Source organism: Nocardiopsis sp. NPDC101807, assembly GCF_044766605.1.
In the GTDB taxonomy this organism is placed as follows: Bacteria; Actinomycetota; Actinomycetes; order Streptosporangiales; family Streptosporangiaceae; genus Nocardiopsis; species Nocardiopsis tropica.
The window spans coordinates 868,471-881,133 of record NZ_JBIWMK010000001.1 but is presented as its reverse complement, the minus strand read 5'-3'; the positions used below and the strand labels follow the sequence as shown (position 1 = coordinate 881,133).

Sequence of the window (12,663 nt, the reverse complement as noted above, 5' to 3'; positions counted from 1 at the left end):
CATGGCCGCAGCTCGACCCCCCGCCGAACGGCCGCGCACCGGCGGCCCCGCCCCCGGCAGGCGCTCCCCCCGCGCCACCGTCGGTTCCGCCGCCCTGTACACGGTCGCCGCCCTGGCGGCGCTCGCCTGGCTCCTCCCGCTGCTGTGGGCGATCGACACCTCGCTCAAGCCCGAGGGGGAGACGACGCTCCTCCCGGTCACCTGGTCGATCTCCGAGCCCACGCTGGAGGCCTACCGGCTGGTGCTGGCCCGGGGAGACCTCGTCCGCTGGGCCGTTAACTCCACCGTGATCACCGTGATCGTCACGGTGCTCACCCTGGTCCTGTGCGTGCTGGCCGCCTACGGGTTCAGCCGGTTCGACTTCCGGGGCCGGGGCTGGCTGTTCGCACTGGTCGTCGGGGGCATCCTCATCCCGCCGCAGACCCTGATCGTGCCGCAGTTCGTCCTGATGACCCAGCTCGGCCTGGTGGACACCCACTGGGGCGTCGCCCTGCCGCAGGTGGTCGCGCCGGTGTTCGTGTTCATCCTCAAGCGGTTCTTCGACGCCGTCCCCCGCGAGTACGAGGACGCGGCGCGGATGGACGGGGCCGGCCCGGCGCGCATCCTGTGGAGCGTCGTCCTGCCCCTGTCCCGGCCGGTCCTCACCGCGGTCGGCATCTTCACCTTCATCGGCGCCTGGAACAACTTCCTGTGGCCGTTCATCGTGACGACCGACCCGGAGATGATGACGCTCCCCGTGGGGCTCGGCACCGTGGCCGGGCAGTACGGGGTGCAGTACGCCCAGATCATGGCCTCGGCCGTCCTGGGAGCGGTCCCGCTCCTCCTCGTGTTCCTGCTCTTCCAGAAGAACATCGTCACCGGCGTCGCCGGCGCCGGGATCAAGGGATGACCCCCCACCTCCGAAGGAAGCCCATGCTCCACGCCTCCCTGACCGCCGACCCGGCCCAGACCGTCGCCCCGGTCCACCGGCGGACCTTCGGCTCGTTCGTCGAGCACATGGGACGCTGCGTCTACACCGGCCTCTACGAACCCGGCCACCCCACCGCCGACGCGGACGGCTTCCGCGGCGACGTCGCCGACCTCGTTCGCGAGCTGGGCGTCACCACCGTGCGCTACCCCGGCGGCAACTTCGTCTCCGGCTACCGGTGGGAGGACGGGGTCGGCCCCAAGGACCGCAGGCCCGTCCGCCGCGACCTCGCCTGGCACAGCCTGGAGACCAACCAGTTCGGGCTGAACGAGTTCGCGACGTGGTGCGGACGGCTCGGCGTCGAACCCATGATGGCGGTCAACCTCGGCACCCGGGGGCTCCAGGAGGCCCTGGACCTGCTGGAGTACGCCAACCACCCCGGCGGCACCCACCTGTCCGACCTGCGGGCCGAGCACGGACACCCCGACCCCCACGACATCCGCATGTGGTGCCTGGGCAACGAGATGGACGGGCCCTGGCAGATCGGCCACCTGGACGCCCGCTCCTACGGGCGCAAGGCCGCGCAGGTCGCCCGCGCCATGAGGATGGCCGACCGCGACCTCGAACTCGTCGTGTGCGGCAGCTCCGGTTCGGGCATGGCGACCTTCGGGGCGTGGGAGGCCACCGTCCTGGAGGAGACCTACGACGCCGTCGACCACATCTCCCTGCACGCCTACTACGAGCAGCACGACGACGACCTGGCCAGCTTCCTCGGCTCCGTCGCCGACATGGACCACTTCATCGACTCGGTCGCCTCCACCGCCGACGCCGTCGGGGCCAGGCTGCGCGACACGAAGCGCATCCAGCTCTCCTTCGACGAGTGGAACGTCTGGTACCTCAGCCGCCACCGGGCGCTGGCCGAGGCCCAGCCCGCCGACGACTGGAGAACCGCCCCCCGCGTCATCGAGGACCGGTACAACGTCGCCGACGCCGTCGTGGTCGGCAACATGCTCATCAGCCTCCTCCGGCACAGCGACCGCGTCACCGCCGCCAGCCAGGCGCAGCTCGCCAACGTCATCGCCCCGATCATGACGGAGCCCGGCGGGCCGGCCTGGCGGCAGACCGTCTTCCACCCCTTCGCGCTCACCGCCGCGTCCGCCTCCGGCCGGGTGTTGCGCGCCGAGGTCGAGGCGCCCCTCCAGGACACCGCCAGGTACGGCGGGGTGCCCGTGGTCGACGCCGCCGTCACCCACGACGAGGAGACCGGCGACACCGCGCTGTTCGTCGTCAACCGCTCCGTCGACCAGCCGGTCGCCCTCGACGCCGACCTGCGCGGGCTCGCCCCGTCCGGCGTCACCGCGGCGCTCACCCTCGCCGACGCCGACGTCCACGCGGCCAACAGCATGGCCGACCCGGACCGGGTCACCCCCTCGCCCAACGAGGACGCGCGCCTGGAGGGCGGGCGGCTCGGCCTCACGCTGCCCCCCGTCTCCTGGTCCGTCGTCACCCTGTCCACCGGCCGCCGCTGAACGGCGACCACCCCCCACCGGAAGGAAAGAGGAACCAGCACATGCGAGACCACCGGAGGGCCCTCCCGGCCCTGGCAGTCATAGGGGCGTCGCTCCTGCTCACCGCCTGCGGCGGGGTAGGGGACGCCGCCCGCCCCGAGGGGGAGGCCGGAACCATCGGCATCTCCATGCCCACCCAGTCGTCGGAGCGCTGGATCGCCGACGGCGCCAACATGGTCGAGGAGTTCGAGGAGCGCGGCTTCGGCACCGACCTCCAGTTCGCCGAGGACGTGGTGCAGGACCAGATCTCCCAGATCGAGAACATGATCACCCGGGGCGTCGACGTCCTGGTGATCGCCGCGATCGACGGCGCCGCCCTGGGCGACGTCCTCGACATGGCGGCGGACAACGACATCCCCGTGATCGCCTACGACCGCCTCATCCTCGACAGCGAGCACGTCGACTACTACGCCACCTTCGACAACCTCCGGGTCGGCGAGCTCCAGGGCGACTACATCGTCGACGCCCTGGACCTGGAGAACGAGGAGGGGCCCTTCGACATCGAGCTGTTCGGCGGCCCGCTCAACGACAACAACTCCTTCTTCTTCAACGACGGCGCGATGAACGTGCTCCAGCCCTACATCGACGACGAGACGCTGGTCGTCCGCAGCGGGCAGACCTCCATGAACCAGATCTCCACCGAGCGCTGGGACGGCGCCGTCGCCCAGGCCCGGATGGACAACCTCCTCAGCGCCCACTACTCCGACGAGGAGGTGGACGCCGTCCTGTCGCCCTTCGACGGCATCAGCCTCGGCGTGATCGAGTCCCTGAGGGCGGTCGGCTACGGGAGCGGGGACAGGCCCCTGCCCGTCATCACCGGCCAGGACGCCGAGGTGTCCTCGGTCAAGTCGATCATCGCGGGCGAGCAGACCCAGACCGTCTTCAAGGACACCCGGGCCCTGGCAGCCCAGACGGTCGACATGGTCGAGTCCCTCCTCGCCGAGGAGGACGTCGAGGTCAACGACACCGAGAGCTACGACAACGGGGTCAAGGTGGTCCCCGCCTTCCTGCTCGAGCCGGTGTCGGTGGACATCGACAACTACGAGGAGGAACTGGTCGGCAGCGGCTACTACGAGGAGTCCGACCTCGAATGAGCGAGACGCAGACACGACCGGTACCCACCGGCAGGCCACTGCTGCTGATGCGCGACATCCGCAAGGAGTTCCCCGGCGTGCGCGCCCTGGACGGCGTGTCGCTGAGCGTCGGACACGGGAGCGTCCACGCCCTCATGGGCGAGAACGGCGCCGGGAAGTCCACGCTGATGAAGGTGCTCAGCGGGGTCCACCCGGCGGGCTCCTACGACGGCGAGATCCTCGTCGACGGCGACCCCTGCGCCTTCGCGGGGGTCGCCGACAGCGAGCGCGCCGGCATCGCCATCATCCACCAGGAGCTGGCGCTCGTCCCCCAGCTGTCGGTCGGCGAGAACATCTTCCTCGGCCACGAGAGGGCCCGGCGCGGCATCGTCGACTGGGGGGCCACCCACGCCGAGGCGCGCGCGCTCCTGCGGCGGGTCGGCCTGGACGAGGCCCCCACCACGCCCGTGTCGGCCCTCAGCGTGGGCGCCCAGCAGCTCGTGGAGATCGCCAAGGCGCTCGCCAAGCGGGTGCGGCTGCTCATCCTCGACGAGCCGACCTCGGCCCTGACCGAGGTGGAGAGCGACCGGCTCCTGGACCTGCTCCTCGGGCTCCGGGACGAGGGGGTGACCTGCATCCTCATCTCGCACAAGCTCGGCGAGGTCGTCCGGGTCAGCGACGAGATCACCATCCTGAGGGACGGCCGCGCCGTGGAGACCCTGGCGGTGGAGCGGGGCGAGGACGGGACGCCCTCCGTCGACGAGGACCGCATCATCCGGGGGATGGTCGGCCGCGACCTGGACCAGCGCTACCCCGAGCGGGTCGGCGAGATCGGGGGGACGCGCTTCGAGGTCCGCGACTGGACGGTGGCGCACCCGACCCAGCCGGGGCGGCTCATGGTCGACGGGGTCGGCCTCACCGTGCGGCGCGGGGAGGTGGTCGGGCTCGCCGGGCTCATGGGCGCGGGGCGCACCGAGTTCGCCATGAACCTGTTCGGCCGCTCCTACGGGCGCCGTGTCAGGGGCAGCCTGACCAAGGACGGGGAGGAGCTGGACACCGGCACCGTGGCCGCCGCGATCCGCGGCGGCGTCGCCTACGTCCCCGAGGACCGCAAGACGCTCGGTCTCATCCTGGACGACGACATCCGCCACAACACCACCATGGCGGCCCTGGACCGGGTCTCCTCCCGCGGGGTCCTCGACCCCGGGCTGGAGGCGGTGGAGGCGGCGCGCATGAGCGAGCGGATGCGCGTCCGCAGCCACGGCGCCACCCAGACGGTGCGCACCCTCAGCGGCGGCAACCAGCAGAAGGTCGTGCTCGGCAAGTGGCTGTTCACGCGGCCCGACCTGCTCATCCTCGACGAGCCCACCCGGGGCATCGACGTCGGGGCCAAGTACGAGATCTACCTGATCGTGCGCAGGCTCGCCGCCGAGGGCGCGTGCGTGCTGTTCATCTCCTCGGAGCTCCCCGAGCTCCTCGGCATGTGCGACCGGATCCTCACCCTGTGCGAGGGCCGGATCACCGGCGAGGTCCCGGGCGAGGAGGCCGACCAGGAGACCCTCATGAGACTCATGACACGGACCGGCGACCAGGACCGGACCGACCCGAGGAGCCCGCGATGACCACCCGTCCGTTGACACTCGCCACGACCCTGATGCGGGCCAACGCGCGGCAGTACGGCATGGCCGTCGCCCTGGTGGCGATCATCGTGCTGTTCCAGGTCCTCACCGGGGGCCTGCTGCTGACCCCGCTCAACGTCACCAACCTGATCATGCAGAACTCCTACATCCTGATCCTGGCGATCGGGATGATGCTGGTCATCGTCACCGGGCACATCGACCTGTCGGTCGGCTCGGTGGTGGCGTTCACGGGCGCGGTCTCGGCCATCATGCTCACGTCGTGGGGGCTGCCCACGGTCGTGGTCGTCCCCGCGGCCCTGCTCCTGGGCGCCCTCATCGGCGCCTGGCAGGGGTTCTGGATCGCGTACGTGCGCGTGCCCGCGTTCATCGTGACCCTCGCCGGGATGCTCGTCTTCCGCGGGGCGACCCTGGCCGTGCTGGGCGGGGAGTCCATCGCCCCGCTGCCCACCTCGCTGCGGAACATGGCGAGCGGCTTCCTGCCGGACGTCGAGGTCCTGGGCCTGCACCTGCCGACCCTCCTGCTGGGCGCGGCCGGCGCCGCGGCCGTGGTGTGGATCCAGTGGCGTTCGCGGGCGCGCGACCTCAGGCACGAGCTGCCCACGGCGCCGCGCGCGGTCACGGTGCTGGTCTCGGCGGTGACCGCCGTGGTCATCATGGTGTTCGCCTACGTTCTGGCCCAGTACAACGGGCTCCCCCTCGTGGGACTGCTGCTGGTCGCCCTCATCGCCTGCTACTCGTTCGTCATGCGGTCCACGACCGCCGGCCGCCGCGTGTACGCCGTCGGGGGCAGCGAACAGGCCGCGGCGCTGTCGGGGATCAGGACGCGCCGCACCACGTTCTGGGTGTTCGTCAACATGGGCGTGCTCTCCGCCCTCGCCGGCCTCGTGTTCACGGGACGGCTCAACGCGGCCACCCCGGGCGCGGGGACCATGTTCGAGCTGGACGCGATCGCCGCGGCCTTCATCGGCGGGGCGTCCGCCGCCGGGGGCGTGGGCACCGTCGTCGGGGCCGTGGTCGGAGCCCTGGTCATGGGCGTGCTCAACAACGGCATGTCGCTGATCGGCCTCGGCGTGGACTGGCAGCAGCTCATCAAGGGCCTGGTTCTGCTGCTCGCGGTGGCGTTCGACATCTACAACAAGCGCCGCGTCACCGTGGGGCGCACCCTCGATGTGAGGCCCCCGGGCGGGACGGCCCGGGGAGCCGGCCCGAAGGCGGAGGACCCGTCCCCGTCCGGGGAGGGAGGTGTCCGCGCGGGGCCCTGAGGACCGCGCCGTGCGGGGGAGCGGACCGCTTCCCCGCACGGCGCCGCCGGGCCGCCGCGGACGGCGGCCGAGGGCGCCGCCCCGCGAGCCCTACTGGTAGCCGCGGATCTCCCGGAAGATCTGTTCGAGGTCCTGCTCGCGGGCGTCGAAGACCCGGCCGCCCGTCACCTCGGCGACGCTCGACATCTCCGACTCGTCCGACTCGCCGAACAGCACCGTGAAGACGGGCGCGGCCGCCGCCTCCGGCGACAGCCCCTCCAGGGAGAGCCGGAAGTCCTCCAGGTCCGAACCCAGGTTCACCTCGCCGTCGGTCATCAGCACCACCGACGTCAGGTGGTCGCCGGAACCGCCCTCCAGCAGCGCGTACGCCTCCCGCAGCGCGTCGTAGGTGGCCGTCTCGCCGTCGGCCTCCAGGGACCGGACCTCCTCCGCCACGTCCTCCGCGACCGCGTCCGCGGACCCGGGCTCCATCACGAACGTGCGCGGCTCGCCGGGCTCGGTGGCGAACGGCAGCAGCGTGATCTCCTCCCGCTCCTGGAACGCCTGCGTCCGCCGGGCCAGGGACCCGCCGTCCGCGCCCGTCAGGGCCACCAGGGCCGACCGCAGCTCCCGGATGCGCCCGCCCTCCATCGACCCCGACACGTCCAGCACGTACACGGTGCGCGCCGGACGGCGCAGGACGCCGACGTAGTCGGCGACCAGGTCGTCCACCACCTGCCTGTGGGCGGGGAAGGGCAGCTCCACCAGGGGCGGGGCCTGCGCCCGCAGCACCGCGTCCGGGGAGACCGGGCGGCGCCACGTGTCGTCGGCGATCCGCTGCTGGGTCGGGCCCGACAGCAGGTCCTCGACCAGGCGCCCGTACGCGGACTCGGCGTCCTCCGAGGGGTCCGCCAGCAGTGTCAGCGGGTAGTCGGCCGTCACCGCGCCGTCCGCGGGGTGCACCAGAGCCAGAGGCTCCTCCAGCGCGCCGGAGGCGTTCAGCGACAGCAGCACCGACTCGTAGTTGATCAGGCCGTCCACCGGCCGCCCCTCGCGGGCGCGCCGCTCGAACGCCTCCGACAGCCATCCGGACGAGCCCGCGGTGACCTCCTGGCCCCCGAAGAACTCCTCCAGCTCCGGGCGGACCCTCTCCACGTCCCGGCTCTCCAGGGCGGCGCCCGTGTCGGCCAGGGCCGAGGCGACGCCGATCAGCGCCGAGAAGCCGGAGTTGGAGGCGCCGGGGTGGGTCATCCCGTAGGTCAGCCCCTCCTCCGCGACGGCCCCGCTCACGTCCGCCCAGGTCACCTCCGCGCCGCCGGTCCACCCCAGCTCGTCCGCGCGCGACTCGGTCACGCCCAGGACCACGGGGGAGACCATGACGGGGGTCTCGGTGTGCACGGCCGTCCTGCCGCCCCCGTCCAGGTGCAGGTAGCGGTTCGAGCCGAACCAGACGGCGTCGTACCCGTCGGTGTCGCCCCCGGCCACCCGGGCGAGTCCGTCCAGGGTGCCGGTGTAGTCCAGCTCCACGGTCACGCCGGTCCGCCCGGAGACCTCCTCCAGCAGGGGTTCCAGGTCGGCGATCTCGCTGCCCGCCAGCACCCTCAGGGTGGCCGCGGACCCGCCCGGGACCGTGCACGCCCCCGCCGCCAGGGCCAGGGCCAGGGCCGCGGCGCCCGCCGCGGAAGCCGTCGGGGACCTCATCCCGCCCCTCCCGCCGCCGCGCCGCCGCCGGCGCGGCCCGTGCCCTCCCCGTCGTCCGCGGGCGGACGCATCCCGCTGCTCGTGTAGGCGTCCTCGATACCGGTCAGCAGGGCCTCCAGGGCCTCGTAGGCGGGCGGGTGGACCACGTCGGCGACCTGTGCGCGGAGGGGGAGGCCGTGCTCGTCCACCAGGGCCCGGAAGTGCCGGGTGTCCTCGGTGCGGAACCCGTGGCCGGCGGCCAGCGCCTGGAGCTCCGCGTCCCCGGTCAGCAGGCGCCCGACCTCGTCGCCCGCCCCGGTGAGGGGGACGACGGTGTGCTCGGCGTACACGGTCGGCCCCGGGTAGAGCACCACCACGCCGTCCGCCGGGGCGGGGCCCTCCACCATGGCGTGGACGTACTGGGACTCGTAGACCCACACCAGCGGCGTGTGGCCCGCGCCCAGGTCCCGGAACTGCTCGAAGGGCTGCTGCGAGGACTCGGGCGGCTGGCCCTGGGCGAGGAAGAGCCGGGAGAGCGTGTCGACGATCTCCCGGTCCGCCGGACCCGGGGACACGGTCTCCTCACCGTTGAGCAGGTAGGAGAGGACGGCCACGTACATGGCGGCCGAGTTGGAGGTGCGCGGGTCGGTGGTCCGGATCAGGACCTCGTTGCGGTTGCTGGAGCTCACCGAGTCGCCGGGCAGGTCGCGCCAGCGGGTCCGCTCCTCCGCCAGCTCCAGGTAGGCCGCCATGTCGAACTCCCACGCGCCGTCCTCGGCCCGCCGGGCGACCCCGGCCCCTTCCAGGGCCCGGACCATCGGCTCGTAGGCGAGGAGGACCATCGGGGTGCTGAACGGCTGGTACTCGGCGGTGACCCCGTTGAGCTCCCTGGCGCGCTCGGCCAGGTGCCGGGAGCCGGGGGAGACGAAGTCCGCGTCGCCGGGCTCCTCCGCCAGCAGGCGCGATCCGCGCGGACGCACCCGCACCTCGTACCCCAGCTCGCCGAACCTCTCCACGACGCGCTCGTCCTCGAAGAACGCGACCTTCTCCGATCCGACGATCCCCTCGACCGGTCGCCGGTCCCCGAGGAAGCGGTCGACCAGGACCACGCCGATGGCCGCGAGCAGCGCCGCGATGACTGTTCCGGCGGCCACGACGAACAACGTCCTGGTGCGGCCGGGCCGGTGGGGGATGCCAGGCACCGCGTCGTCCCTCCTCGGTTGGACCGGTGGTGGTCGCACCCTCCCAGGCCCGGCCGGCGGGGAGCCGACCCGCCGGTGTCAGGGGCGTGGACGGCGGGAGAACCCGCGGCGTCCCGGACGGCGGTCGGAACGTCCCGGGGGAGAACTACCCTGGGGACCGTGGCAGGCCGGATCAGAGACGAAGACATCGCGCTCGTACGCGAACGCGCGCCCATCGCGGACGTGATCGGCGAGTACCTCCAGCTCCGCAACGCGGGAGGCGGCTCGCTGAAGGGACTGTGCCCCTTCCACGACGAGAAGTCCCCCTCCTTCAACGTCACCCCCTCCAAGAACCTCTGGTACTGCTTCGGCTGCGGGGAGGGCGGGGACACCATCTCCTTCCTGCAGAAGATCGACAGCCTCAGCTTCGCCGAGGCCGTCGAGTCGCTCGCCCGCCAGGTCGGCGTCACACTGCGCTACGAGGAGGGCGGCCGCAGCACGGCGCGGCACGACTCGGGCAAACGGCAGCGCCTCCTCGACGCGCACCGCGCCGCCGCGGAGTACTTCGCCGAGCAGCTCCTCACCGCCGGGGCCGTGACCGCCCGCCGCTTCCTCGACGAGCGCGGCTTCAACCGCGTCCACGCCGAGCACTTCGGCCTGGGCTACGCGCCCGCCGGATGGGAGAACCTCACCGCGCACCTGCGCCGCAAGGGCTTCACCGACCAGGAGCTGATCGAGGGCGGGCTGGCCAGCCAGGGGCGGCGGGGGGCCTACGACCGCTTCCGCAACCGGCTCCTGTGGCCCATCCGCGAGGTCACCGGGGAGGTCGTCGGCTTCGGCGCGCGCAAGCTCGACCCGGCCGAGGACGGGCCCAAGTACCTCAACTCGCCGGAGAGCCCCATCTTCCACAAGGGGCGGCTGCTGTACGGCCTCGACCTGGCCAAGCGCGACATCTCCCAGAAGAGCCAGGCGGTCATCGTCGAGGGCTACACCGACGTCATGGCCTGCCACCTGGCGGGGGTGACCACCGCGGTCGCCACGTGCGGCACCTCCTTCGGCGAGGACCACCTCAAGATCCTGCGCCGCATGCTCCTGGGCCGCTCCAACCAGGGCGGCCGGGTCGTGTTCACGTTCGACGGCGACGCGGCCGGCCAGAAGGCCGCCGTGCGCGCCTTCGCCGAGGAGCACGGCTTCGCCTCCGAGACCTTCGTCGCCGTCCAGCCCGACGGGCTCGACCCCTGCGACCTGCGGCTCCGCCACGGGGACCAGGCGGTGGCCGACCTCGTCGACAACCCCGCGCCCCTGTACGAGTTCATGATCCGCAAGGTCATCGAGGACTACGACCTCTCCGCGCCCGAGGGCCGCATCGCCGCGCTGGACGCCGCCGCGCCGGTGGTCGCCAGCATCCGCAACGCGGGGGTGCGCAGGCTCTACGGCACCAACCTGGACCGCTGGCTCGGCATCCTGGACGAGTCCTTCGTGCTGCGCCGCGTCAACCAGCACATCCGCAGGGGAGGCGCGCAGGAGGGGCGGACGGCCGCGCCCGCGGCGCGCCCCGTCCCCACCCCCGACGCGCAGGACGCCCCGTACAACCTGAACGACCAGTCCCTGCTCCGCGAGCGCCAGGCGCTCAAGATCGCCCTCCAGTACCCGTCCCTGGCCGTCGGCTTCGACAAGTTCACCGACGAGGACTTCACCGTCCCCCAGCACAAGGCGGTGCTCCAGCTCATCATCGCCGCGGGGGGAGTGGCCGCCGCGCACGACCCCGCCGCGTGGGTGAGCGCCCTGCGGGAGGCCGCCCCCAACGAGACCCAGCGGGACTTCCTCACCCGGCTGGCGGTCGAGCAGGTGGAGTTCTACGGAGAACTCGACGAGCATTACGCGCGGCAAATGCTGAGCACAATCAGAACTCATTCCATCAACCGGCGCGAGTCAAACCTGAGATCAGAGCTGTCCCGCCTGGGATCGGGTTCCCAGGTCGAGGAACAACAGCGGGTATTGACCGAACTCATGGCGCTCCAGCAGGAAAAACGTGCCTTCCAGGACGAGTTGGCGGACGGTATGTAGCACCGGGGTGACAATAGTAGTTCTCCCTTTTCCTGTGCCCGAAAGGGCACAATGGGATGGTGTCTCCCACGGTTGCGACCAACGAAATGCCGCCCATTCGCCAGGTGGCCGGACTGCTCCCCGACACCGGTGGCGGGGCGGTCAGCCGGAGCGAGGTCGCCTCGGCCCTGGAGCGGTTGGACGCGCCGCCGGAGTCGCTGGACCGGACGGTCGCCCACCTCACCCGGATCGGCATCGAGGTCTCCGACCCCGACGAGGCCGCCCAGCCCCCCGACGGCGCGCGCCGCTCCGGATCGGACCTGGTGCGCCTGTACCTGCGCGAGATCGGCCGGGTGCCGCTGCTCACCGCCGAACAGGAGGTCGAGCTCGCCAGGGCCGTCGAGGTCGGCCTGTACGCGCAGCGCCGGTCGTGCGCCGACGGCGCGTGCTCGCCGGAGGAGCTCGCCGTCCTCGTGGAGGAGGGAGGGCGGGCCAAGAGACGCCTGATCGAGTCCAACCTCCGACTGGTCGTGTCGATCGCCAAGCGGTACATGGGGAGGGGCCTGCTCTTCCTCGACCTCGTCCAGGAGGGCAACCTCGGACTGATCCGCGCCGTCGAGAAGTTCGACTACGCCAAGGGGTTCAAGTTCTCCACCTACGCGACGTGGTGGATCAGGCAGGCCATCACCCGGGCGATAGCGGACCAGGCGCGCACGATCCGCATCCCCGTCCACATGGTCGAGACGATCAACAAACTCGTCCGGGTGCAGCACCAGCTCCACCAGCAGCTCGGGCGCGAACCGAGCACCGCGGAGGTCTCCTCTGCCGCCGGATGCGTCGGGGCCCGGGTCGTGGAGATCCAGCGGATCGCCCGGGAGCCCGTGTCGCTCCAGGCGCCGATCGGCGACGAGGACTCCGACTTCGGCGACTTCATCGAGGACTCCGACGCGGTCGTCCCGGTCGAGGCGGTGGCCTTCACCCTGCTCCAGGAGCAGCTGCACGCCATCCTCGGCGACCTGTCCGACCGTGAGCGGCGCATCATCCGACTGCGCTTCGGGATGGCCGACGGGCACCCGCACACCCTGGAGGAGGTCGGCCGCGAGTTCGGGGTGACCCGCGAACGCATCCGCCAGATCGAGGCCAAGACCCTGGCCAAGCTCCGGCACCCCTCCCGGGCCGGCGCCCTGCGCGACTACATCACGGGCGACTGACCGCCGCGCGCCTCCTGCCCGTCCACGCCCGGGACCCGGAGATCAACGCACGGGCCGCCCCCAGGGTTCCCCGCCGCGGCGGGAACGGCCTCATGTGGCCGACATGGGCCGAACCT

Annotated in this window: 9 protein-coding genes; 7 read left to right on the top strand and 2 right to left on the bottom strand. The window is 72.1% G+C overall.

Features of this window, described 5'->3' with window-relative positions:
- Nucleotide 1: 1 nt before the first annotated feature.
- The 5 genes from ACIRPH_RS03830 to mmsB are packed head-to-tail and all read left to right on the top strand — an operon-like array spanning nt 2 to nt 6,450.
- Nucleotides 2–889, top strand: coding sequence for a carbohydrate ABC transporter permease (locus tag ACIRPH_RS03830; RefSeq protein ID WP_402908821.1), 888 nt, complete (start codon nt 2–4; stop codon nt 887–889).
- A 23-nt stretch (nt 890–912) separates the two neighbouring features.
- Nucleotides 913–2,436 (top strand): alpha-N-arabinofuranosidase, encoded by a 1,524-nt coding sequence (locus tag ACIRPH_RS03825; RefSeq protein ID WP_402908819.1) that lies wholly within the window; start codon nt 913–915, stop codon nt 2,434–2,436.
- A gap of 41 nt (nt 2,437–2,477) precedes the next feature.
- Entirely contained in the window at nt 2,478–3,569 is a 1,092-nt protein-coding gene (chvE, locus tag ACIRPH_RS03820) for a multiple monosaccharide ABC transporter substrate-binding protein (RefSeq protein ID WP_402908817.1), read from the top strand.
- Complete coding sequence (locus ACIRPH_RS03815; protein ID WP_402908815.1) at nt 3,566–5,170, top strand: ATP-binding cassette domain-containing protein; 1,605 nt, start codon at nt 3,566–3,568, stop codon at nt 5,168–5,170. The genes chvE and ACIRPH_RS03815 overlap by 4 nt, the downstream gene beginning before the upstream one ends.
- Nucleotides 5,167–6,450 (top strand): multiple monosaccharide ABC transporter permease, encoded by a 1,284-nt coding sequence (gene mmsB, locus ACIRPH_RS03810; protein ID WP_402908813.1) that lies wholly within the window; start codon nt 5,167–5,169, stop codon nt 6,448–6,450. Before ACIRPH_RS03815 ends, mmsB begins: the two co-directional genes overlap by 4 nt.
- 90 nt (nt 6,451–6,540) lie before the next feature.
- On the opposite strand, the gene ACIRPH_RS03805 is transcribed toward mmsB, so the two are convergent.
- The gene (locus ACIRPH_RS03805) at nt 6,541–8,130 is read right to left on the bottom strand and encodes a VWA domain-containing protein (RefSeq protein ID WP_402908811.1); all 1,590 of its coding nucleotides are present in this window, start codon (nt 8,128–8,130) and stop codon (nt 6,541–6,543) included.
- Nucleotides 8,127–9,311 (bottom strand): hypothetical protein, encoded by a 1,185-nt coding sequence (locus tag ACIRPH_RS03800; protein ID WP_402908809.1) that lies wholly within the window; start codon nt 9,309–9,311, stop codon nt 8,127–8,129. Before ACIRPH_RS03800 ends, ACIRPH_RS03805 begins: the two co-directional genes overlap by 4 nt.
- A gap of 159 nt (nt 9,312–9,470) precedes the next feature.
- Between ACIRPH_RS03800 and dnaG the strand changes: the two genes are divergently transcribed.
- Together dnaG and rpoD are read left to right on the top strand one after the other, a co-directional pair.
- Complete coding sequence (gene dnaG / locus ACIRPH_RS03795; RefSeq protein ID WP_402908807.1) at nt 9,471–11,357, top strand: DNA primase; 1,887 nt, start codon at nt 9,471–9,473, stop codon at nt 11,355–11,357.
- Nucleotides 11,358–11,413: 56 nt separating this feature from the next.
- Nucleotides 11,414–12,547: an RNA polymerase sigma factor RpoD gene (gene rpoD, locus ACIRPH_RS03790; RefSeq protein WP_402908806.1), complete on the top strand. Its 1,134-nt coding sequence runs from the start codon at nt 11,414–11,416 to the stop codon at nt 12,545–12,547.
- The last annotated feature ends 116 nt before the right edge of the window (nt 12,548–12,663 follow it).